The 19,961-nt window shown below is 61.4% G+C and carries 16 protein-coding genes; 11 read left to right on the top strand and 5 right to left on the bottom strand.

Annotated features, from left to right (window positions below; all coding sequences use genetic code 11):
• The first annotated feature begins 81 nt into the window (after positions 1–81).
• Positions 82–2,715 carry an aminopeptidase N gene (pepN, locus tag JF545_RS19705; RefSeq protein WP_206944858.1) on the top strand — a complete coding sequence of 878 codons (2,634 nt, stop codon included), beginning with the start codon at positions 82–84 and terminating at the stop codon, positions 2,713–2,715.
• A gap of 82 nt (positions 2,716–2,797) precedes the next feature.
• Here pepN and JF545_RS19700 read toward each other — a convergent pair whose 3' ends face one another.
• Positions 2,798–3,085, bottom strand: a complete 288-nt coding sequence (locus JF545_RS19700; RefSeq protein ID WP_224852176.1) for a hypothetical protein — start codon at positions 3,083–3,085, stop codon at positions 2,798–2,800.
• A gap of 136 nt (positions 3,086–3,221) precedes the next feature.
• Positions 3,222–4,844: a cation:proton antiporter family protein gene (locus JF545_RS19695; protein WP_206944856.1), complete on the bottom strand. Its 1,623-nt coding sequence runs from the start codon at positions 4,842–4,844 to the stop codon at positions 3,222–3,224.
• A gap of 243 nt (positions 4,845–5,087) precedes the next feature.
• Here JF545_RS19695 and yegS point away from each other — a divergent pair, with 243 nt between their 5' ends.
• The 3 genes from yegS (at position 5,088) to JF545_RS19680 (ending at position 7,113) form a co-directional block, all read left to right on the top strand.
• Entirely contained in the window at positions 5,088–6,017 is a 930-nt protein-coding gene (yegS, locus tag JF545_RS19690; RefSeq protein WP_206944855.1) for a lipid kinase YegS, read from the top strand.
• Positions 6,007–6,147, top strand: coding sequence for a hypothetical protein (locus JF545_RS19685; RefSeq protein ID WP_206944854.1), 141 nt, complete (start codon positions 6,007–6,009; stop codon positions 6,145–6,147). The genes yegS and JF545_RS19685 overlap by 11 nt, the downstream gene beginning before the upstream one ends.
• A gap of 156 nt (positions 6,148–6,303) precedes the next feature.
• Positions 6,304–7,113, top strand: a complete 810-nt coding sequence (locus tag JF545_RS19680) for a hypothetical protein (protein WP_206944853.1) — start codon at positions 6,304–6,306, stop codon at positions 7,111–7,113.
• A gap of 172 nt (positions 7,114–7,285) precedes the next feature.
• On the opposite strand, the gene JF545_RS19675 is transcribed toward JF545_RS19680, so the two are convergent.
• Positions 7,286–7,492, bottom strand: coding sequence for a cold-shock protein (locus JF545_RS19675; protein ID WP_206944852.1), 207 nt, complete (start codon positions 7,490–7,492; stop codon positions 7,286–7,288).
• A gap of 368 nt (positions 7,493–7,860) precedes the next feature.
• Here JF545_RS19675 and JF545_RS19670 point away from each other — a divergent pair, with 368 nt between their 5' ends.
• Positions 7,861–8,283 carry an NINE protein gene (locus JF545_RS19670; RefSeq protein ID WP_224852177.1) on the top strand — a complete coding sequence of 141 codons (423 nt, stop codon included), beginning with the start codon at positions 7,861–7,863 and terminating at the stop codon, positions 8,281–8,283.
• A complete protein-coding gene (locus JF545_RS19665; RefSeq protein ID WP_431606270.1) occupies positions 8,280–8,939 on the top strand; it encodes a LysE family translocator in 660 nt (219 codons plus the stop codon). The genes JF545_RS19670 and JF545_RS19665 overlap by 4 nt, the downstream gene beginning before the upstream one ends.
• A gap of 173 nt (positions 8,940–9,112) precedes the next feature.
• Here JF545_RS19665 and JF545_RS19660 read toward each other — a convergent pair whose 3' ends face one another.
• Positions 9,113–11,056, bottom strand: a complete 1,944-nt coding sequence (locus JF545_RS19660; protein ID WP_206944850.1) for a transglycosylase SLT domain-containing protein — start codon at positions 11,054–11,056, stop codon at positions 9,113–9,115.
• A 68-nt stretch (positions 11,057–11,124) separates the two neighbouring features.
• Between JF545_RS19660 and JF545_RS19655 the strand changes: the two genes are divergently transcribed.
• The 5 genes from JF545_RS19655 to pflA all read left to right on the top strand — a co-directional run bounded on the left by JF545_RS19655 (position 11,125) and on the right by pflA (position 18,522).
• Positions 11,125–11,661: a YkvA family protein gene (locus tag JF545_RS19655; protein ID WP_315900009.1), complete on the top strand. Its 537-nt coding sequence runs from the start codon at positions 11,125–11,127 to the stop codon at positions 11,659–11,661.
• A gap of 212 nt (positions 11,662–11,873) precedes the next feature.
• Positions 11,874–12,872, top strand: coding sequence for a PaaI family thioesterase (locus JF545_RS20030; RefSeq protein ID WP_242520979.1), 999 nt, complete (start codon positions 11,874–11,876; stop codon positions 12,870–12,872).
• A 231-nt stretch (positions 12,873–13,103) separates the two neighbouring features.
• Positions 13,104–15,008, top strand: coding sequence for a molecular chaperone HtpG (htpG, locus tag JF545_RS19640; RefSeq protein ID WP_206944849.1), 1,905 nt, complete (start codon positions 13,104–13,106; stop codon positions 15,006–15,008).
• A 398-nt stretch (positions 15,009–15,406) separates the two neighbouring features.
• On the top strand, positions 15,407–17,683 hold the full coding sequence (gene pflB / locus JF545_RS19635; protein ID WP_206944848.1) for a formate C-acetyltransferase: 2,277 nt from the start codon (positions 15,407–15,409) through the stop codon (positions 17,681–17,683).
• Positions 17,684–17,778: 95 nt separating this feature from the next.
• The gene (gene pflA, locus JF545_RS19630; protein ID WP_206944847.1) at positions 17,779–18,522 is read left to right on the top strand and encodes a pyruvate formate-lyase-activating protein; all 744 of its coding nucleotides are present in this window, start codon (positions 17,779–17,781) and stop codon (positions 18,520–18,522) included.
• Between the two features lie 133 nt (positions 18,523–18,655).
• Here the strand turns inward: pflA and sstT are convergent, their stop codons facing one another.
• Complete coding sequence (gene sstT, locus JF545_RS19625) at positions 18,656–19,885, bottom strand: serine/threonine transporter SstT (RefSeq protein ID WP_206944865.1); 1,230 nt, start codon at positions 19,883–19,885, stop codon at positions 18,656–18,658.
• Positions 19,886–19,961: the final 76 nt, after the last annotated feature.

Here is a 19,961-nt window from a genome sequence, read left to right as displayed (position 1 = left end):
CTCAATGCGCTGCCGGCGCTTTGAGCCTGGCCCCTCCATGCCCGTACAATGGCGACGACTTTTCTGATTGGAGCATCCCCGATGTCCGACCCCCAGCCGATTCATCTCAGCGACTATCTTCCCCCGGCTTACCGTGTCACGCGCACCGAGTTGTCCTTTGATCTGGCGCCTGGCGCGACCCGCGTCAAGGCCAGGTTGCATCTTGAGCGCCATCCTGAGCGCGAGGCCGGCGAAGCGCTGTGGCTGGATGGGGAGCAGCTGTCACTGGTGTCCATCGCTATCGATGGGCGGCCGCTGTCCAATGACGAATACGAGCTGAGCGACAAGGGGCTGTCCATCGCCAAGGTGCCTGCCTCCTTCGTGCTGGAGACTGACGTCGAGATTGCTCCTGAGGACAACACGGCACTGTCAGGCCTCTATCGCTCCGGGGGCATGTTCTGCACCCAGTGTGAGGCGGAGGGCTTTCGCCGGATCACCTTCTATCCCGATCGCCCAGATGTGATGGCCACCTTCTCCACCACCGTGGTGGGGGATATCACGCGTGAGCCGGTGCTGTTGTCCAACGGCAACCCCGTTGAGCGTGGCGAACTGCCGGATGGGCGTCATTTTGTCACCTGGGAAGACCCGCATCCCAAGCCTGCCTACCTGTTTGCCCTGGTCGCCGGCGACCTCAAGAAGGTGGAAGATCACTTCACCACCATGAGCGGGCGTGACGTCACCCTGCAGATCTGGGTGGAAGAAGAAAACCTCGACAAGACCGAGCACGCCATGGCGTCGTTGAAGCGCTCCATGGCGTGGGACGAGCAGGCCTACGGTCGCGAATATGACCTGGACCTGTTCATGATTGTCGCGGTCAATGATTTCAACATGGGCGCCATGGAGAACAAGGGCCTCAACATCTTCAACTCCGCGGCGGTGCTGACCCATCCGAAGACCGCTACCGACGCCGCTTTCCAGCGCGTCGAGGGTATCGTGGCCCACGAGTACTTCCATAACTGGTCGGGCAACAGGGTGACCTGCCGCGACTGGTTTCAGCTGTCGCTGAAAGAGGGCTTTACCGTCTTCCGTGACCAGTGTTTCTCGGCTGACGTGAACTCTGCGCCGGTCAAGCGTATCGAGGAAGTGTCCTTCTTTCGTACCGCTCAGTTTGCGGAAGATGCGGGTCCCACCGCTCACCCGGTGCGTCCTGAGTCCTACATCGAGATCGGCAACTTCTATACCCTGACCATCTACGAGAAAGGGGCAGAGATTGTGCGGATGCTGTCCAACCTGGTCGGGCCGGAGACCTTCCGCGAGGGATCAGACCTGTACTTCTCCCGGTTTGATGGTCAGGCAGTGACGATCGAAGACTTTGTCGACTGCATGGCGGAAGTGTCCGGTCTGGATCTGGGGCAGTTTATGCGCTGGTACTCCCAGGCGGGCACTCCGGAAATCGATGCCTTTGGCGAGTACGATTACGCCAACTCCCGCTATCGCTTGATCCTGCGTCAGCGTACGCCGTCAACCCCGGGGCAGCCCGACAAGCAGGCGCTGCATATTCCGGTGCGCCTGGGTCTTGTCGGTACCAAGAGCGGCAGAGACCTGAGCATGACGCTTGACGGCGAAACCCTGGGCCGTGACGCCGTCATCCATCTGCGTGAAGACGAACAGGAGTTCATCTTCACCGACATCGAGGAAGCGCCGGTGCCCTCCCTGCTGCGTGGGTTCTCAGCGCCGGTGAAGCTGTCGTTCCCTTACTCGCGGGAGGACCTGGCGTTCCTGATGGCTCATGACAGCGATGGCTTTAATCGCTGGGACGCCGGCCAGCGTCTGACCCTGCTGGCCCTTGACGATCTGATTGCGGCTCATCGCAATGGCGTCGAGAAGGTCATGGACGGGCGCTTGGTCGACGCCTTCCGCGCGCTGATCGAAGAAGGCAACGATGACAAGGCGGTATTGGCGGAGATGCTGCAGCTGCCGAGCGAGGCCTACATTGCGGAGCAGCAGCCGCTGGTGGATGTGGATGCCATCCATGCCGCTCGGATGTTCGTGCAGCAGTCATTGGCTCGGGAGCTTCGCGACGAGCTGATGGCGCTCTACCACGCCAACCAGAGTGATGCTCCCTATGCCCCGACGCCAGAGCAGATCGGGCAGCGGGCGCTCAAGAACGTGGCGTTGTCCTACCTGATGAGCATCGAGGACGAGGCCGCGATCGAGCTTGCCCAGGCACAGTTCGATGCCGACCACAACATGACCGACGTGCGCCACGCACTGACCCTGCTGGTGCACAGCAGTCGTTCGGACATTGCCGACCCGGCCCTCAAGGCCTTTGGCCGTAAGTGGTCCCATGATCCGCTGGTGATGGATCAGTGGTTCAGCCTGCAGGTGACCCGCCCCCAGGCAGACGCTCTGGATCGGGTGCGTTACCTGATGGAGCATCCGGCCTTTTCGCTCAAGAACCCGAACAAGGTGCGAGCGTTGATTGGCGCCTTTGCCGGGCAGAACCGGGTCAACTTCCATCGGCTGGACGGGGAAGGATACCGTCTGCTGGCGGAAGTGGTGATCGAGTTGAATCGCCTGAATCCGGAAATCGCGGCACGCATCATCACGCCGCTGACGCGCTGGCAGCGCTTCGACGAGGCGCGCCAGGAGCTGATGCGCGCTGAACTCGAGCGGATTCGTCAGGAGACATTGTCGCCCAATGTCTACGAGATCGTGGAGAAGGCGCTGGCCTGACCCCGGACTCGGAAAGATGCCGAGAAAGACGCCGCCCTGTGGGCGGCGTCTTGCGTTGGCGACATCTAAACCGTGTCAGCGGTTACGGCAGCAGCATGCCCAGGGTCAACAGGCCTAGCAGGGCCCACAGCAACGCCGCGACAGCTGAGCGTGCGAGAATCGCCCGCAGGGCTCGCCACAGGAAGAACAGACCCAGCACCAGCAAGGCCAGACTGAAGAACGAGGGAGCGATACCGAGGGAGCGAGACAAGCCATCGATGAAGCCTGCTGCCGCATCATCAAGGCCGGTAAAAAAGCCTCCCAGGGTATCGACTACCACCCGTATCAGGGTGCCCAGTGCTTCGCCCAGCCAGGTAAAGAGATCTTCCACCGCCATGCATCCTTGTCATCGATCGTGTACCGCTCCGCAACGCCGGTCGAGGAGGTAAGAGACACGAGTATCCTTGCCATGGGGAGGCGGGGCAACTACCGCTGCAGTGCACCCGCTCCACGCCACCTCGGTTCGGCTAGCCCAGCTGCTGGGTACGCGAGATGATACCGGCTTCCTCGGCGGCACTGTCCGCCAGGGCACGGCCCGCCTCGTCGTAGACATGGTAGACCGCATGGGCGCCAAGCTCGCGGATGGTATCGATCTCTTCCAGGTATTCCACCACCGCGGTGATCTTGCCGGGAAAGTGGCGGCTTCTCAGCTGCTTCAGGGCGAACAGGTTACCCGCATGATGGGGCATGGCCAGCACGACCAGCTCGACCTGCGAAGACATCAGCATCTTGTCCCAGAAATCGGAGTCTACCGCGTCGCCTTCGACAATATTGAAGCCCTTTTCGGCCAGGGTCTTCACGCTTTTCGGGTTGGAGTCCACCCCGAGTACCTTCAGCCCGTATTCCTTTGTCAGACGCCGGTACACGCTGCGACCGATGCGACCCATCCCCAACACCACCGCCTCGGCATCTCCGACTTCGATGGGCCTGTCACTGGGCGACAGCGCCGATTCATCGACCTTGGGCAGGCGCGGTTCGAGCCATTGGTAGAGGCGTTCGCTGAAGGCATTGAGGATGGCTGAAGCGACGAAGCTCAGTGCTACCGCCAGGGACACCACCACCAGCCACTCTGGCGCAAGCCAGCCACTGGACACTGCGATGGCGCCCACGATCAAGCCAAACTCCGAATAGTTGCTGAGGCTCAGCGTCGCCAGTACGGATGTGCGGTGGCGCATGCCAAAGCGCATCAGTATGAGTTGATAGAGCAGACTCTTGAGCGGCAGCAGTACCACCAGCAGCGTCGCCAGCCCCAGCAGAGACCAGCTAGGCAGGGCGGTAAGACCGATGCTCAGGAAGAACCCGACCAGCAGCAGTTCCTTGATGTTGAACATGGACCGCGACAATGTCTGGGCGGCGGGGTGGGGCGCCAGCAGCATGCCGATGATCAGCGCGCCCAGATCGCCCTTGACGCCTACCGCCTCGAACAGGCCGTAACCCAGTACCAGCGCCATGACGACGCCGCACAGCATCTGCATCTCGCCGTGACCCATACGATCCAGCAATTTACGCAGCAGCGGCGCAAGGGGAATCAGAGCGAATAGCCCAAGCGCCCAGGGACTGGGCAACTTGCCGGTGGATGCCGTGAGAAAAATCACCGCAAACAGGTCCTGCATGATCAGGATGCCGATGGCCAGGCGGCCGTAAGCCGCCTGGGTTTCACTGCGTTTCTCCAGCACCTTGACGACGAACACCGTACTGGAAAAAGACATGGCGAAGGCCAGCACCAGCAGCGTCGTCAGATCCAGGCCCGCCAGCAATCCGTTGGGAGATGCCAGCCAGCCCAGGGTGACAATGCCCTTCAGGAGCCCCAAGATGACAACAAAAAGTACCACTGAGGCCAGCATATGCAGGCTGGCTCCGCCCCAGACGTCTGGGCGCAGCAGGGTCCTGACGTTGAGTTTCAGTCCGATGGTGAACAGCATCAAGGTCACCCCCAGGTGCGCCACCAGCGTGAGCACAGGCGTTTCATCGTAGCCGAGCACGTTGAGAAGAAAGCCGCCGGCGAGAAAACCGACCAAGGGTGGTAGTCTGAGGGCCATGGCGGCCAGGCCGGACAAGAAGGCGGTCAGCACAAAAATAGGTTCAATCATGCAGGCACTCGGTCAGAAGGGGCTGATAGTGATGACAATTGTAAGGGATGCGTTGTCAGCATGGTGGCGGATATGTGCGTGTTGATGCCACATTGATGCATGTCCCCCTCTGCGAGCTAAAATGCGACTGCGGTGCCAAGTCAAGATAAACGGTGGCTGGGGCGTTGCCCTGTCCACGTGGAGAGCAAACCGCACCAGGATGTGCGATTTACATGAACCCCTTGTGAAGAAGGAACTGTCAGGATGACCCAGCCGCCGGGCACCAATCGGCTGATCCTTAATGGACAATCATCGCAGCTGCCGGAGGTCCGCAGTGCGGTGTTTGCGTGCCGGCGCGGGGGACTCGATGTGGATGTTCGCGTCACCTGGGAGAAAGGAGACGGCGAGCGTCAGGCCACCCAGGCCGGTCGCGATGGCGTCAAGCGAGTGATCGCAGGGGGCGGCGATGGCACCGTACATGAAGTCGTCAATGGTCTGATGCAGTTACCCCGCAAGGACCGTCCCGAGTTGGCCATCATGCCCTTAGGTAGCGCCAACGACCTGGCCAAGTCATTGGGCTTGCCTTTGGGTCAGGCCGCGTCACTGGATGCGGCATGCCGCTTGCCCAGCCGCTGGATCGATATCCCGCGTCTCAACGACCGTTACTTTATCAACATGGCCACCGGCGGGTTCGGCGCGGAAATTACCACGTCCACCCCCCGGCCGCTGAAAAGGCTGATGGGTGGCGGCGCCTACTCGGTGTTTGGTGCCTTCAAGGCCTGGCGCTATCAGCTCTATCAGGGGCACCTGGCCTGGGACGGTGGCGAGAGTCGTGCGGGCATCTTTCTGCTGGGAATCGGCAATGGCATCCAGGCCGGTGGAGGCCAGCAGCTGACCCCGGCAGCGCGGCTGGACGACGGACTGTTCGATGTGCTGCTGGTGCGGGACTTTCGCTCTCTGCGACAGCTCAAGGCCATGATGAGCGAGCTACGTGCGCGGCCCTACCACGGTCAGTATGTCGATGCCTTTCGCAGTGCCTGGCTGCGCTTCGAGGCGGATGGGGAGGCACGTTTGCCTCTGACGCTGGACGGCGAGGCCTGCTACCAGCAGGCCTTTGAAGCCCAGGTCATGCCATTGGCGCTGCGGCTGACCATGCCGGACAGCTGTCGCATGGCATCACCACGTGGCGAGTAGCCTTGATGTAGTTAGTCTTGATGTAGCTGGTATTGATGTAGCTGGTATTGATGTAGCTGGTATTGATGTAGCTGGTATTGATGTAGCTGGTATTGATGTAGAGAGCCCTGATGTGACCAGCATTCAGTGAGCCGTCCCGCGGCGAGGGGCGGCGGTTGGTCGGTCAGCGTTGCACCTCATCAGCGCCTTTGCTGCAATATTTGTGAACGTTTGCGGTCCAAGGTGACATCGATGGATGTTGCCCGCAGTCGTATCAACAGGAGCCCCATGACATGGAGAGAAGACAATGGCAGTGACCCCGCGAGTGGCGGTGGCCGTGGTGGCCCTCAGCATCCCGCTGTGGTTGAGCGGGTGTGAGGGTGAAGACCCAGAGGCCACGACTCAGACCAGCAGTGCGGAAACTGTGGCTGGTGAGGACTCCTCGTCAGCGCCTGAGGCGGCAACCGATGAAGCGCCAGGCGACACGCTGGCGTCTCAAGGGGACAGTGCCGTGGATACGGCGTCTGAGGGTGATGCATCGCAACGCCCTGAATCGGCAGAAGACGATGCGTCCAGCAATGCTGCTGCAGGCTCCGATATGCCTGAGGGTGCCAGCGTGGAGCTGGGCAGCAGCGCAACCGATACCCTGCAGTCCGAGCAGGCCGTGCCTGGTGAGGCCAGCCGTTCCGACGTTGACGCGATCCTCGAGGAAACCGAGCGCCGGTTTGAAGAGGCCAGCCGCAAGATCGATGAAGCGTATCAGCAAGCGGAGGCGTCGGCCCCGGACAGCTCCGGTACGCAAGCGGCAAGCGTCGATGCTTCGGCGCCTGAGCCGACCAGTGCCGTCGATGACAGCGGCGATGGGGCGGCCAGCGCTTCACCGCTGGCAGATGGTGATGGGCAAGGCGGCGCCAGCAGTGCGCCTGGCAATGACTCCAGCGAGGTCGATGCCATCCTCCAAGAGACCGAGCGGCGTTTCGAAGAGGCCAGCCGCAAGATCGATGAGACGTTTGAAGAGGCCGAACGACAGGTGCCGGAGACGACCCCTGTCGAGACCAGCGGGAGCGGCCCCACCTACAAGGTGGACGTCAACGCTGAAGGCGAGATCGAGCAGTAGTCGCCCGTACCGTAGCCTCCGAGCTCATACGCTCATAAGAAAGGCCCACCTCGCGGTGGGCCTTTCCGTTACGACGCCGGGTCCAATCCATCATGCTGACAGGTTGTTCCGATGTCGCGGTACTGCATCGCGGGAACAGCGTTCCCGCGTCAAGATGTGACTTGCACGAAGCTTAGTCAGCGATCTTGATGTTGGAGGCCTGAAGGCCTTTCTTGCCCTGGGTCACTTCGAAGGAGACCTTCTGGCCGTCCTGCAGGGACTTGAAGCCTTCAGCCTGAATCTCGGAGAAGTGGGCGAACAGGTCGTCACCGCCGTCGTCCGGAGAGATGAAGCCGTAGCCCTTAGTGTCGTTGAACCACTTGACAGTGCCAGTTGCCATTGTCGATTTCCTTAACTCGCTAAATGATGGTGCTGGTGCAGCCACAGGGGAGCTTTTCTCCCATCATGTGGTCTGAACCCTAGTGCGTGGGCATGACAAGAAAGAAGGGCGCATTGCGTGTTTCGACAATAGATTGTTCGAACTACCACTGACGACGTTTCCACTTGCTGTCCTACGCTGCGACTCAATCAGCACATTCTCGACGTGTTTGAGAGACACCGCTGGAACGGTTTCTTCAGACAAGCGAGAATGGCCTACCTCGACCCGCCAAGTTACTGTAGATCGAAAGGTCTGCAGCGTCCAGCGGCACGCGTGTTATGGCGTGACGACGGACCTGACGACAGGGATTCAACGTAAAAGGAATCTGCATGACTGCTCCTGCGATGTACAACGACGACACCCATTCCAAGGTAGTGGGCTACCTGCTGTGGTTGTTCGGTTTTCTCGGTGCGCACCGGTTCTATTACGGCAAGCCGGTGACGGGAACCATCTGGTTCTTGACGCTTGGCCTATTCTTCATTGGGTGGATCATTGATCTGTTCTTGATTCCGAGCATGGATCGGGAGGCGGATCTGCGCTTTCGCGGTGGACCGACCAACTACACGGTTGCCTGGGTGCTGCTGACCTTCCTTGGCGTGTTTGGTCTTCACCGCTTCTACATGGGCAAATGGGTGACCGGAATCATCTATCTGCTGACCGGCGGCCTGTTTCTGGTTGGCATTCTGTATGACTTCTGGACCCTGAACGACCAGATTTCTCTCAAGCACGCCGAGAACCCCGGAGCGCAATGACCATGGCGGAGTGGATGGACGGGCAATTGCTGGCGTTTGTCGTGGCGATCACGCTGCTGAGCGTGACGCCGGGCATCGATACGCTGTTGGTGATTCGAAATACGGCGCGGGGCGGCCTGCGTGATGGTGTGCTTACCAGCATGGGGATCTGCTCTGGTCTGTTTGTCCACGCCACGGTTTCGGCCCTGGGTGTGTCACTGATTCTGCTGCAGTCGGCGTGGGCCTTCTCTGCGCTGAAGCTGGTGGGCGCTGCCTATCTGGCGTGGCTCGGAGTGGCGAGCTTGCGTCAAGCCTGGAAGGGCGGCGGCCTGGAAGTGGCGACGGTCAGCGGCACCTCGCGGCAAGCGGTTCCGATGTGGCGCCCCCTGCGGGAAGGGCTTCTGTCCAATGTGTTGAACCCCAAGACCGTCGTGTTCTACATGGCCTTTCTGCCGCAGTTCATCGCGCCCACGGATCCCGCCTTGCTCAAGTCGCTGTGGCTGGCGGGCATCCACTTCATCATCGCGAACGTCTGGCAGATTCTGGTCGCGGTGCTGGTGGGAAGCGCCAGCCACTGGCTGGCACGGCCCGCGTTCTCCCGGGTGCTCAATGGCTTGACCGGGGGCGTGCTGGTGGCGTTTGGTATCAAGTTGGCGCTGACCAGGGCGCCGGCGTAAGGCCGCGCCGAATAGGCGGCCGCCCGGTCGATTCCTGCGCTGAAGGCGTTCGGCTTGCGCTAGCGCAAGGTGGCAGCGTAGAGAGACATGGCAAACAAACAGGGTAACGAAAAGCCCCGGTCCAATTGGACCGGGGCTTTTCTGTGGGGAGGTAACGGTACGCCTATGCTGGTTCAGCGCCTGACCATGCCAGCATCGTAGCGTGCCGTCTTCTCTGCGGGCGTCAGCACCTGCACGCCCTGGGTCGACCCCTTGGCAAGGCTCTCGAACACCACGCGGTATTCGAGCACGGCGCGCACATAGCGACGCGTTTCCTTGAACGGGATCTCTTCGACGAACAGATCAAACTCGCCAGGCGACCGCGCCAGCCAGTTGTCGACCCGGTGGGGCCCCGCGTTGTAGGCAGCCGCCGCCGCAATGCGGTTGCCCGAGTAGCGAGCGATCATATCCCGGATATAGGTGCTGCCGAGGCGAATATTGGTGGCGGGATCCAGCACCCCATAGGGCCCAGGGTCGCCGATCCCCACCTGCCGTCCGACCAGTGCGGCGGTACCCGGCATCAGCTGCATCAGACCACGGGCGCCTGCCGGCGACAGCGCCTCGGGGTTGTAGGCACTCTCGCGTCGGGCAATGCCCATCAACAGGTAGGGATCCACCGCATTGGCCTGGCCCCAGCGCTGGAAGTCAGCGCGATAGGCTTCCGGAAAACGCCAAGGCAGGGCGTCCAGCATCTTGCCGACGATGGTGGTCTGCACCAGGCGCACGTGCCAGCCCCTGGAGGCGGCATAGTCCGCCAGGCGCCGCGCATCGGCGGGGCTGGCCTTGCGCACCGCGTGGTACCATTCCAGGTTCGCCAGTCCCTCCTGCCCGACGCGCAGCAGGGCTTCCGTGCGGCGCACTGTGGGCCAGTTCGCGACCTGAGAGCGTTCCGCATCGCTGGAGTGATGGCTTTCCATATTGAGGTTGTAGGGCTGCCCCAGGCGGTCTGCTGCGACGAAACCGAAGAAGTCTCGCTGCCCGGCTGCGCGAGTAAAGGCTGCCTGTGCGGCGGTCTGCTGGCCGCGCAGAGTCAGCGCACGTCCAAGCCAGTATTGCCAGCGGGCCTTGCCCTGCACCTCCGCGGGCATGGCGGCGACCGTGCGTTCCAGCGCCCCCCAGTCGCGGTCGCGGATGGCCAGGCGCGCCCGGAGTTCAAATACTTCGGCATCCTGCTGCGTCGGCAAGGCACCATCGATCCAGCCAAGCAGTTCGCGCTGGTCACGCCGTAGGGCGTGATACATGATCTCGCGCTCGAGGGACTGGCGCGCTTGCGGGGACAGGTTCACCCGTGTCGATACCTGTTGCCAGCCGTTGAGCGCAGAGGCCGCCGACGTTTCCGCACCAGCGATGACGGCGGCACGCACAAAGTCCTCTGTGCCGGCACAGTTCGGCCCGACACAGCTGCCTACGCTGGCCAGACGGGAGGGGCTGATATCCACGCTTTGTTGTGCAGCTACTGCACTGCTCCAGGCCGGCCCGAGCTGGCGGCCGAGATAGCTGACCAACCCGTCTTCGCCGTTTTCCCAAGCCAGCATCATGCGCTGGAAGATCTCCAGGTCGCCGATGTCGCCCCTGGCCCGTAGCGTCGAGAATAGCGTGTCGCAGGCATCTGGCTGGGAGCTGCCGACGTTCCACAGCTCGCGTCCCCCTTGTGCGGCCTGGGAGGGATTCTGGCCGAGTTGAGCGGTGTAGTAGTAACACTGCTCTGCCGTGGTCGCCGGAACGCCGTTGGCCACGGCGAGCAGGTCGCCGTAGCGACCGGCACGGCCATAGCGCAGGATGGCCTGTTCGCGCATCCAGTCACCGAGGGGAGCGTCGGCATTGGCGGAGATGTAGCCCAGCACCTCCTGGGGGGAGGCGTTGGGCAGACGGTCACGCAGGCGATAGTACGCCACGTAGCCCTCTAGTTCGTGACCACGTATGGCAGCGTCGTTGATCTGCTGGAAGTTACCGCTGCGAGCAGCTTCCAGGGCACTGCGCATGGCGCCATCGCTGGCCTGGGCAGAGGCCAGCGACGGTGTACAAAGGGCCGTCGCGGCCAGCAGTGGCGCTAGGCGGCGAAACAGGGCGAATGGCATTGAGACCCTCCTGGTCCTGAGGTGAAGACACGATTGCCTGGGCGCGCCTGAGTGCGCCTGGAGGCTCCATGGTGACCGAACATGGGAAGCTTGAACAGTCATGTTATCTGACGCTGAAGCTTGACCCAGAACAGGTCCGCCTCCATGTTGACAGTGTCGAGGCCGAAGCCCAGGACATCGTCCCCAAAGGCCGGCTGCTGTCACCGCTGCAGGCGTTTGACGAGACCTGCATCCAGGAGGTTGTTGAGATGTCCCTGTTTGACCGTGTCCCTGTGATAGGACGTCTTTCCCAGCGTTCGAGAGCCTTCAAGCACATCTTGAGGGCCTTGAAGCTGTTCATTCCGATGCTCCAGGATGTGCTCGGCGGACGTTATCGCCCAGTGCCCTGGTCCGCCTTTGGCTGGATGGCGGCGGCCTTGGCCTACCTGGTGTCTCCGTTGGATCTTGTTCCGGACGTGCTGCTGCTGTTTGGTCTCGTCGATGACGTGGTCATTGTCGGGTGGCTGTTGACCAAGGTGGACGCGAGTCTGGCAGATTATCGGGCCTGGCGCGGCGACGTCGAAGAGGACGCTCAGCGGGAAGAGCGGGATATCAGTGATCTGTAGTCTGCCCGGTTGACCCGTCGGCAGCGCTGAGCGGTGGTGGAATGCCCTGCCGCCGCCAGGCCCACTGTGCTTGGGTAAGTCTTCATAGATACGTCTTCATAGATACGTCGTCACAGGTAAGTAGTCCCATTGTTCATAGGTAAAAAGGCGAATGGTGGACCTGGAGGGTTCTGACTAGGCTGTCAGTCAAACGTTTGACTATGGCGCTCGTCATGTCCGCACAAGAAGATGCTTTCGCTTCACCTTCCTTTTCGCTGTGGCGCCAGGCTCTTCAGCGATTTGTCGATGTCATTCCGCACACCCACATGCTGGAGATGCAGGTCACCTCGGTGGACGAGGAGGGCGTTACGCTGTATCTGCCCTGGCATCCGCTGTTGTCGGGAGATCGCCAACGAGGGCTGGTGCACACGGGTGTCCTCAGCATGCTGCTTGACACCGCCTGTGGCGCGTCCGTGCTGACCGCGTTGCCCCAGCCCGAGGTATGCCCGACCCTGGACCTGCATATCAGCCACCGCCGCCCCGGTATCGAGGAATTGCCGCTGTGGGTCAAGGCCAGAGCCGATGCGGTATCGTCCAGTGTCGTGTTCACCGAGGCTCAGGCATGGCAGCAGGATGGACAGCCACTGGCCCGAGCGAGCGGGCATTTCGCCAGGCTAGGACCCCGCAACACGCCTCCTGGATTTGCCGATGCCATGTTTGCCGGTCTCGCGGAGTCGGATGAATCGCCGGCTGTACCACCGACCCCGGTGATGGCGGCCCGTGGCAGCAGCGTTGCCCTGGATCCACTGCTGTTAGAGGCGGGCATCAACGATGATAACCTCGCCCCCTGGATAGCGCAGATACCTTACGCAGGGCAGCTCGGGGTGTCGGCCTGTCGCGACGATGAGGGGCTCTGTTTTGCGCTGGAGGCGCGGCCTTCCAATATCGGTAACCCCATGCTGCCTGCGCTTCACGGTGGTGTCGTGGCGGCATTCATGGAAACGGCTGCGGCCCTGCATACGCTCAGCCAGTCCCGCCAGCCACGCCTCCCTCGGTTGGTCAATGTGACCGTGGACTACCTGGCACCCGCTGCGGTGAAACCGACCCGTGCCCGCTGTCGCCTGGTACGCGAGGGGCGTCGTATGGTCAATGTGCACACATGGGCGTGGCAGGATGACGAAGCGAGACCCATCGCCCGTGCGCGCATGAGCTATGTGTTAGATCCCGCCTAGCGTGTGCTGAATCCTGAAGCGTATGTGCCGGAACCAGCGCCAAGGGGTGCGCTGCGGGCTTGAAAAGACAGCGTCTAGCCCCATATCGATGATCAATTGAAGATCGTACGGCGTTGAGCGAGCGCCGACAGGGGATGCTCTGACGCCTCGCTACCCGCGTCGCACACTCTGGAACGCCAGTGCCCCGGCACTGGTCCGGAAAACGCTATGTCGAAAGGGGTTCGACCTACCATGACCACCGCTACTCACGAAGAAACCCTGGGCTTTCAGACCGAGGTCAAGCAGCTTCTCAACTTGATGATCCACTCGCTGTATTCCAACCGCGAGATCTTTCTTCGGGAGCTGATTTCCAACGCAGCGGATGCCTGCGACAAGCTCCGTTATGCCGCCCTGGACAACGACGCCCTGTATGAAGGCGACAGCGAACTGCGTGTCGAGATCGAGCACGACAGTGACGCCAAGACGGTGACGATTCGTGACAACGGTATCGGCATGAATCGCGACGATGTGGTCGCCAACCTCGGCACGATCGCCAAGAGCGGCACCGCGGAGTTCCTGAATCAGCTATCCGGCGAGCAGCAGAAGGACGCCAAGCTGATCGGCCAGTTCGGTGTCGGGTTCTACTCGGGCTTTATCGTCGCTGACGAGATCACGGTGCGCACGCGCAAGGCGGGAGATGCAGCGGATGCGGGCGTCGAGTGGCGTTCGAAGGGCGAAGGTGAGTTTGTGGTGGCCGAGCTTGAGCGCGAGAAGCACGGTACCGAGATCATCCTGCACCTGAAGGATGATGCCAGCGAGTTCGCCGATGACTATCGCCTGCAGAGTCTGGTGCGCAAGTACTCCGACCACATCGAAGTGCCGGTGAAAATGCCGCGCACGGAAAAGGCGACCGACGACGAAGGCAATGAGGTCGACGGTAGTGAGGTCACCACCTGGGAGACCATCAACGAGGCGACAGCGCTGTGGGTTCGTCCCAAGGGCGAGGTGTCGGATGATGAGTACAAGGCCTTCTACAAGCATGTGGCTCATGACTTCTCCGACCCACTGGCCTGGAGCCATAACAAGGTCGAAGGCAACCTGGAGTACACCAGCCTGCTGTACGTGCCGGGCCGTGCTCCCTTTGACCTGTACGAGCGTGATGGCGCCCGTGGGGTGAAACTGTATGTGCAGCGTGTGTTCATCATGGACGACGCTGAGCAGTTCCTGCCGCTCTACCTGCGCTTCATCAAGGGCGTGCTGGATACCCGCGACCTGTCGCTGAACGTGTCCCGCGAACTGCTGCAGCAGGATCCCAAGGTCGACAAGATCAAGTCCGCGCTGACCAAGCGTGCGCTGGACATGCTGAAGAAGCTGTCGAAGGACAAGGAGGCCTATCAGAGCTTCTGGAACACCTTTGGCGCCGTGTTGAAGGAAGGCCCGGCGGAAGACTTCGCCAACCGCGACAAGATCAGTGGCCTGCTGCGCTTCTCCAGTACTCACACCGACAGCGCCACCCAGGACCAGTCACTGGCCGACTATGTCGAGCGGATGAAAGAGGGTCAGGACAAGATCTATTACATCGTCGCCGACGGCTTCAATGCGACCAAGAATAGCCCCCATCTGGAGATCTTCCGCAAGAAGGGTATCGAGGTACTGCTGCTGCACGACCGGATCGATGAGTGGCTGATGAGCCACCTTACCGAGTTCGATGGCAAGAAGCTGGTCGATGTGGCCAAGGGCGACCTCGATCTTGGTGATGTCGAGAACGAGGAAGAGAAGAAGGCCCAGGAGGAGACCGCCAAGGCCAAGGAAGACCTGGTCAAGCGGGTGAAAGAGGCACTGGGAGACGAGGTCCAGGAGGTCAAGGTCACCCATCGCCTGACGGATTCTCCTGCCTGTGTGGTCCTGCCTGAGCACGAGATGGGCTTCCAGATGCGCCGCATCATGGAAGCGGCGGGTCAGAGCCTGCCGGAGGTCAAGCCGATCCTCGAACTCAACCCGGAGCATGCGCTCGTCGCGCGTCTCGAAGCGGCCGGCGACGAGGGCTTTGCCGATCTCGCCAGGATTCTGCTTGATCAGGCGATTATCGCCGAGGGCGGCCATCTCGATGATCCCGCTGCCTACGTCAAGCGTCTGAATGCCTTGCTCAGCGCCTGACAACAGGCCGGCAGATTGATCGGCGTACCTCTGGGTACATAGCGCCATCGTTGCGCCAGGGCGGCGCCACCTTCGGGTGGCGTCGCCTTTTTATGGCGCGCTCTGCTCGCTGACCCTCCCGCCTGTTTATCCTCCCTGATGCGCTAAATCGCCAGTTGCGCCGCGACCTTATTGGACGCTGATACGGGTCAAGTCCGGGCTGTCCCTCTACTGCTAAAGTCGAATGGTCCCGCTGGGTCAGAGGTTGTCTCGCCCAGCAAGAGCGCTGCATCCACGTCACCATCGAAGTGACGACCGCGCTGCCACCGATCTTCAAGCTTTGCTGCCCCCTCCGATGGATAGAGGGGCGCAGTGAATCTGCACTAGTTTCGTATTTCCTTTTGTTGAGGGGCAAGTCGATGAAAGAGCAATTCGCACAGGCGTGGGAAGGGTTTGCGGGCACCGCGTGGAAAGAGGGGGTCAACCTACGTGACTTCCTGCTGGCCAACGTGACGCCCTATGAAGGCGACGAGCATTTTCTGGTGGCAGAGCCCGCCACGAGCACCCGCGCACTGTGGGACCGGGTCATGGAGGGCATCAAGCAGGAGAATGCCACCCACGCGCCGCTGGACTTCGACACCTCGCTGGTGTCCTCCATCACCGCCCATGATGCCGGCTACATCGATGCGTCTCTCGAGACCATTGTCGGTCTGCAGACCGAGGCACCCTTGAAGCGGGCCATCATGCCCAATGGTGGGATCAAGATGGTGGAAGGGTCCTGCCAGGCCTACGGCCGCGAGCTGGATCCGCAGGTGAAGAAGATCTTCACCGAGTTTCGCAAGACCCATAACCAGGGCGTGTTCGATGTCTACACCCCGGACATCCTCAAGTGTCGCAAGTCCGGCGTGCTGACAGGACTCCCTGATGCCTACGGGCGCGGCCGCATTATCGGTGACTATCGCCGGGTCGCGCTTTACGGTGTCGACTTCCTGATGGCCGACAAACAGGCCCAGTTTGCTTCTCTGCAGTCACGCTTTGAACAAGGCGATGATCTGGAGGCGGTCATTCAGCTGCGCGAAGAGGTCGCCGAGCAGTATCGTGCGCTGGACCAGCTGAAAGAGATGGCGGCCAAGTACGGCTTCGATATCTCGGTGCCGGCCACCACGGCTCAGGAAGCCATTCAGTGGACCTACTTCGGCTATCTGGCTGCGGTGAAGTCCCAGAATGGCGCGGCCATGTCGCTGGGGCGTACCTCCAGCTTCCTCGACATCTACCTGGAGCGCGATCTGAGCCAGGGAGTGATCGATGAAGTGGGGGCGCAGGAGCTGGTCGACCACTTCATCATGAAGCTGCGCATGGTGCGCTTCCTGCGCACGCCTGAGTACGACGAACTGTTTTCCGGCGACCCCATCTGGGCGACCGAGTGCCTGGGGGGCATGGCCCAGGACGGACGCACGCTGGTCACCCGTACCAGCTTCCGTTTCCTCAATAGTCTGTACACCATGGGCCCAAGTCCTGAGCCCAACCTGACCGTGCTGTGGTCAGAGCAGCTGCCAGAGGGGTTCAAGCGCTACTGCGCCAAGGTGTCTATCGACACCTCGTCGATCCAGTATGAGAACGACGATCTGATGCGCCAGGACTTTGCCTCCGATGACTACGCGATTGCCTGCTGCGTGTCCCCCATGGTGATCGGCAAGCAGATGCAGTTCTTCGGCGCTCGTGCCAACCTGGCCAAGACGCTGCTGTACACGATCAACGGTGGCGTCGATGAGAAGCTCAAGATTCAGGTGGGGCCAAAGAGCGAGCCGATCCGTGATGAGGTGCTGGACTTCGATGACGTCTGGCAGCGTATGGATGGTCTGATGGACTGGCTGGCACGGCAATACGTCACCGCGCTGAATGCCATCCACTACATGCACGACAAGTACAGCTACGAAGCGGCCCTGATGGCGCTGCATGATCTTGACGTCAAGCGCACCATGGCCTGCGGTATCGCCGGGCTATCGGTGGCGGCGGACTCACTGTCCGCGATCAAGTATGCCACCGTGCGCCCAGTGCGCGACGAAGACGGTGTGGCGGTGGACTTCAAGATCGACGGTGACTACCCGTGTTTTGGCAATAACGATGCACGGGTTGATGATATCGCCTGTCAGCTGGTGGAAGTCTTCATGAACAAGATTCGCCAGCTCAAGACCTACCGTGGCGCTGAGCCTACCCAGTCTGTGCTGACCATCACCTCCAATGTGGTCTACGGCAAGAAAACAGGGACTACGCCGGACGGGCGTCGCGCCGGCGAGCCTTTCGCGCCGGGAGCAAACCCGATGCATGGACGTGACACCAAAGGAGCCGTGGCGTCGCTGACGTCGGTGGGCAAGCTGCCCTATGCCCACGCCAAGGATGGTATCTCGTACACCTTCTCGATCGTGCCCAAGGCGCTGGGCAAGGACGAAGGCACGCAGCGTGGCAATCTGGCCGGCTTGATGGACGGCTATTTCCACCACAGTGATCGCCAGGAAGGTGGCCAGCACCTGAACGTCAACGTGCTCAACCGCGAGATGCTGGATGACGCCGTGGTCCATCCCGACAAATACCCGCAGCTGACGATTCGGGTGTCCGGCTACGCGGTGCGCTTCAACTCGCTCACCGCAGAGCAGCAGCGGGACGTGATCAGCCGTACCTTCACCGAGACGCTCTAGGGCGTACTGCCCAAGGCTCGCCCTGAGGCCGCGACAGCGGCCTCCCTCTGGCTCCGGGAATTTTCCCCGGAGCCCTTTTCTTGCGAGGCCACGCCATGTCCCGTATCGGCCGTCTTCATCATCTCGAGAGTTGCGGTGCCGTCGATGGCCCCGGCATCCGCTTTCTGGTCTTTCTTCAGGGCTGCGTGATGCGCTGTCAGTACTGCCATAACCGGGATAGCTGGGATCTGAAAGGAGGACGCGAGGTCAGCGTGGAAGAGGTCATGGCGGAAGCGCGAACCTATCTGCCGTTCATGCGTGCCTCCGGAGGGGGCATCACCTGTAGCGGGGGGGAGGCGCTGCTGCAGCCAGCCTTCGTGCGGGATCTGTTCGTGGCCGCCAAGGCAGAGGGGATGCACACCTGTCTCGATACCAACGGCTACGCCTGCCATTACGACGATGTGCTCGATGCACTGCTTGATGCCACCGACCTGGTGTTATTGGACATCAAGCATATCGACGAAGGGCCCCATCGCGTACTGACGGGGATTTCCTCCCGTCGACCCTTCGCCTTCGCACACCATCTGGCGGCGATCGGCAAGCCGACCTGGATTCGACAGGTGATCGTGCCGGGCCATACCGATAGCGACGAGATGATGCACCGACTCGGCCAGTTGATTCAGACCCTGGATAACATCGAACGGGTCGAGCTACTCCCTTACCATGGTCTGGGCGAGTACAAGTGGGAGGAGCTGGGACAGCACTATCCGCTGGCCGGACTTGAACCTCCGAGTCGCGAGACCATGGAGCGCCTGGTGGCGATTGCCGCTCGCTATCATCCGCAGGTGGTGGCGGGCTGAGTGACGGCGTCATGTGTTTAAACAAGCCTTTCCAGCAAGTCCGCTAAGCAACGCCCATTCAGCAAGCCTACCAAGCAAAGCCCCCGTCACCGCAGGGTGACGGGGGCTTGGTTCGTGCAGCCGCAGGACGGGGTCAGTCGACGGCTGTGCTGCGCTCGGCTCTGCGGCTGGCGGCGGCGGTGAACAGCACATCGGTGGACGAGTTAAGCGCGGTCTCCGTGGAGTCCTGCACCACGCTGATGACAAAGCCGATCGCGACGACCTGCATGGCCACATCGGCGGATATGCCGAACAGGCTGGCCGCCATGGGAATCAGCAGTAGCGATCCACCTGCGACACCCGAGACACCGCAAGCGGCAAGCGCCGAGACGATGCACAGCAGCAGTGCGGTGGCAAAATCGACGCTGATGCCGAGGGTGTGGGCGGCCGCCAGTGTGATCACCGTGATCGTGATGGCAGCACCGGACATGTTGATGGTGGCACCCAAGGGGATCGAGATGGAGTAGGTGTCCTCGTCCAGCTCCAGGCGCTTGCACAACTCCATGTTGACCGGAATGTTGGCGGCGCTTGAGCGTGTGAAGAAGGCGGTGATGGCACTACCGCGAAGGCAGCTGAATACCAGAGGGTAGGGGTTCTTGCGGGTGGTCAGGAAGACGATCAAGGGGTTCGTGACCAGCGCCACGAATACCATGCAGCCGACGATGACGGACAACAGGCGGCCATATTCCATCAGTGCGCCGATGCCGGCTTCGGCCAGGGTGCCGGCGACCAGGCCAAAGATGCCGAGCGGTGCCAGGCGGATCACCCAGCGGACGAGGGTAGAGACCGCGTCGGACAGGTCATTGATCATTCCCTTGGTGGCGGACTGAGCGTTTCTCAGCACCAGGCCGAGGCTGATGGCCCAGACCAGAATAGCCACGAAGTTGGCTTCCATCAGCGCGGCAATCGGGTTGGCGACGGCACTGAGCAACAGGTTACGTAGGATTTCGATCACGCCGCCGGGAGGGTTGCCGCTGGCCTGGGCGGTATCCAGCGTCAATTCTGTGGGAAACAGGAAACTTGCGGTGACGGCCACCAGAGCGGCCACCAGGGTGCCGGCAAGATATAGCATGAGCACGCTGTGGATCTGGGTCTGACGACCTCGCTGGTGGTTGGCGATGGCGGCCATCACCAGCACAAACACCAGCACAGGCGCAACGGCCTTCAGGGCAGAGATAAAGACCTGCCCGAGCAGCGAGACCGAAGCCGCAAGGTCTGGGGACAGGGTGGCGACAATAATACCCAGCAGGATGCCGATCACAATCTGGGGTATCAGCCCCAACCGGTTCAGTGCCTTGAAGGGGACGCTCAGGGTGTTGGACATGACTCTGATCTCGAAGCGTGGTGTGTGCATCGACCGTCTCGCGCAGACGGATGGGGCGGCTTGTGGCCGGAAGGGG

Origin of the sequence: Halomonas litopenaei (assembly GCF_017303055.1) — a bacterium.
Lineage (GTDB): Bacteria > Pseudomonadota > Gammaproteobacteria > Pseudomonadales > Halomonadaceae > Halomonas > Halomonas litopenaei_A.
The sequence above is the reverse complement of the archived record's forward strand: the minus strand, read 5'-3'. Positions and strand labels throughout refer to the sequence as shown.

Coding starts and splice junctions, on each gene's coding strand:
- pepN (WP_206944858.1), top strand. CDS start 82: ATGTCCGACCCCCAGCCGATTCATCTCAGCGACTATCTTCCCCCGGCT.
- JF545_RS19695 (WP_206944856.1), bottom strand. CDS start 4,844: ATGATTGAACCTATTTTTGTGCTGACCGCCTTCTTGTCCGGCCTGGCC.
- yegS (WP_206944855.1), top strand. CDS start 5,088: ATGACCCAGCCGCCGGGCACCAATCGGCTGATCCTTAATGGACAATCA.
- JF545_RS19680 (WP_206944853.1), top strand. CDS start 6,304: ATGGCAGTGACCCCGCGAGTGGCGGTGGCCGTGGTGGCCCTCAGCATC.
- JF545_RS19675 (WP_206944852.1), bottom strand. CDS start 7,492: ATGGCAACTGGCACTGTCAAGTGGTTCAACGACACTAAGGGCTACGGC.
- JF545_RS19670 (WP_224852177.1), top strand. CDS start 7,861: ATGACTGCTCCTGCGATGTACAACGACGACACCCATTCCAAGGTAGTG.
- JF545_RS19665 (WP_431606270.1), top strand. CDS start 8,280: ATGACCATGGCGGAGTGGATGGACGGGCAATTGCTGGCGTTTGTCGTG.
- JF545_RS19660 (WP_206944850.1), bottom strand. CDS start 11,056: ATGCCATTCGCCCTGTTTCGCCGCCTAGCGCCACTGCTGGCCGCGACG.
- JF545_RS19655 (WP_315900009.1), top strand. CDS start 11,125: ATGGTGACCGAACATGGGAAGCTTGAACAGTCATGTTATCTGACGCTG.
- JF545_RS20030 (WP_242520979.1), top strand. CDS start 11,874: ATGTCCGCACAAGAAGATGCTTTCGCTTCACCTTCCTTTTCGCTGTGG.
- htpG (WP_206944849.1), top strand. CDS start 13,104: ATGACCACCGCTACTCACGAAGAAACCCTGGGCTTTCAGACCGAGGTC.
- pflB (WP_206944848.1), top strand. CDS start 15,407: ATGAAAGAGCAATTCGCACAGGCGTGGGAAGGGTTTGCGGGCACCGCG.
- pflA (WP_206944847.1), top strand. CDS start 17,779: ATGTCCCGTATCGGCCGTCTTCATCATCTCGAGAGTTGCGGTGCCGTC.
- sstT (WP_206944865.1), bottom strand. CDS start 19,885: ATGTCCAACACCCTGAGCGTCCCCTTCAAGGCACTGAACCGGTTGGGG.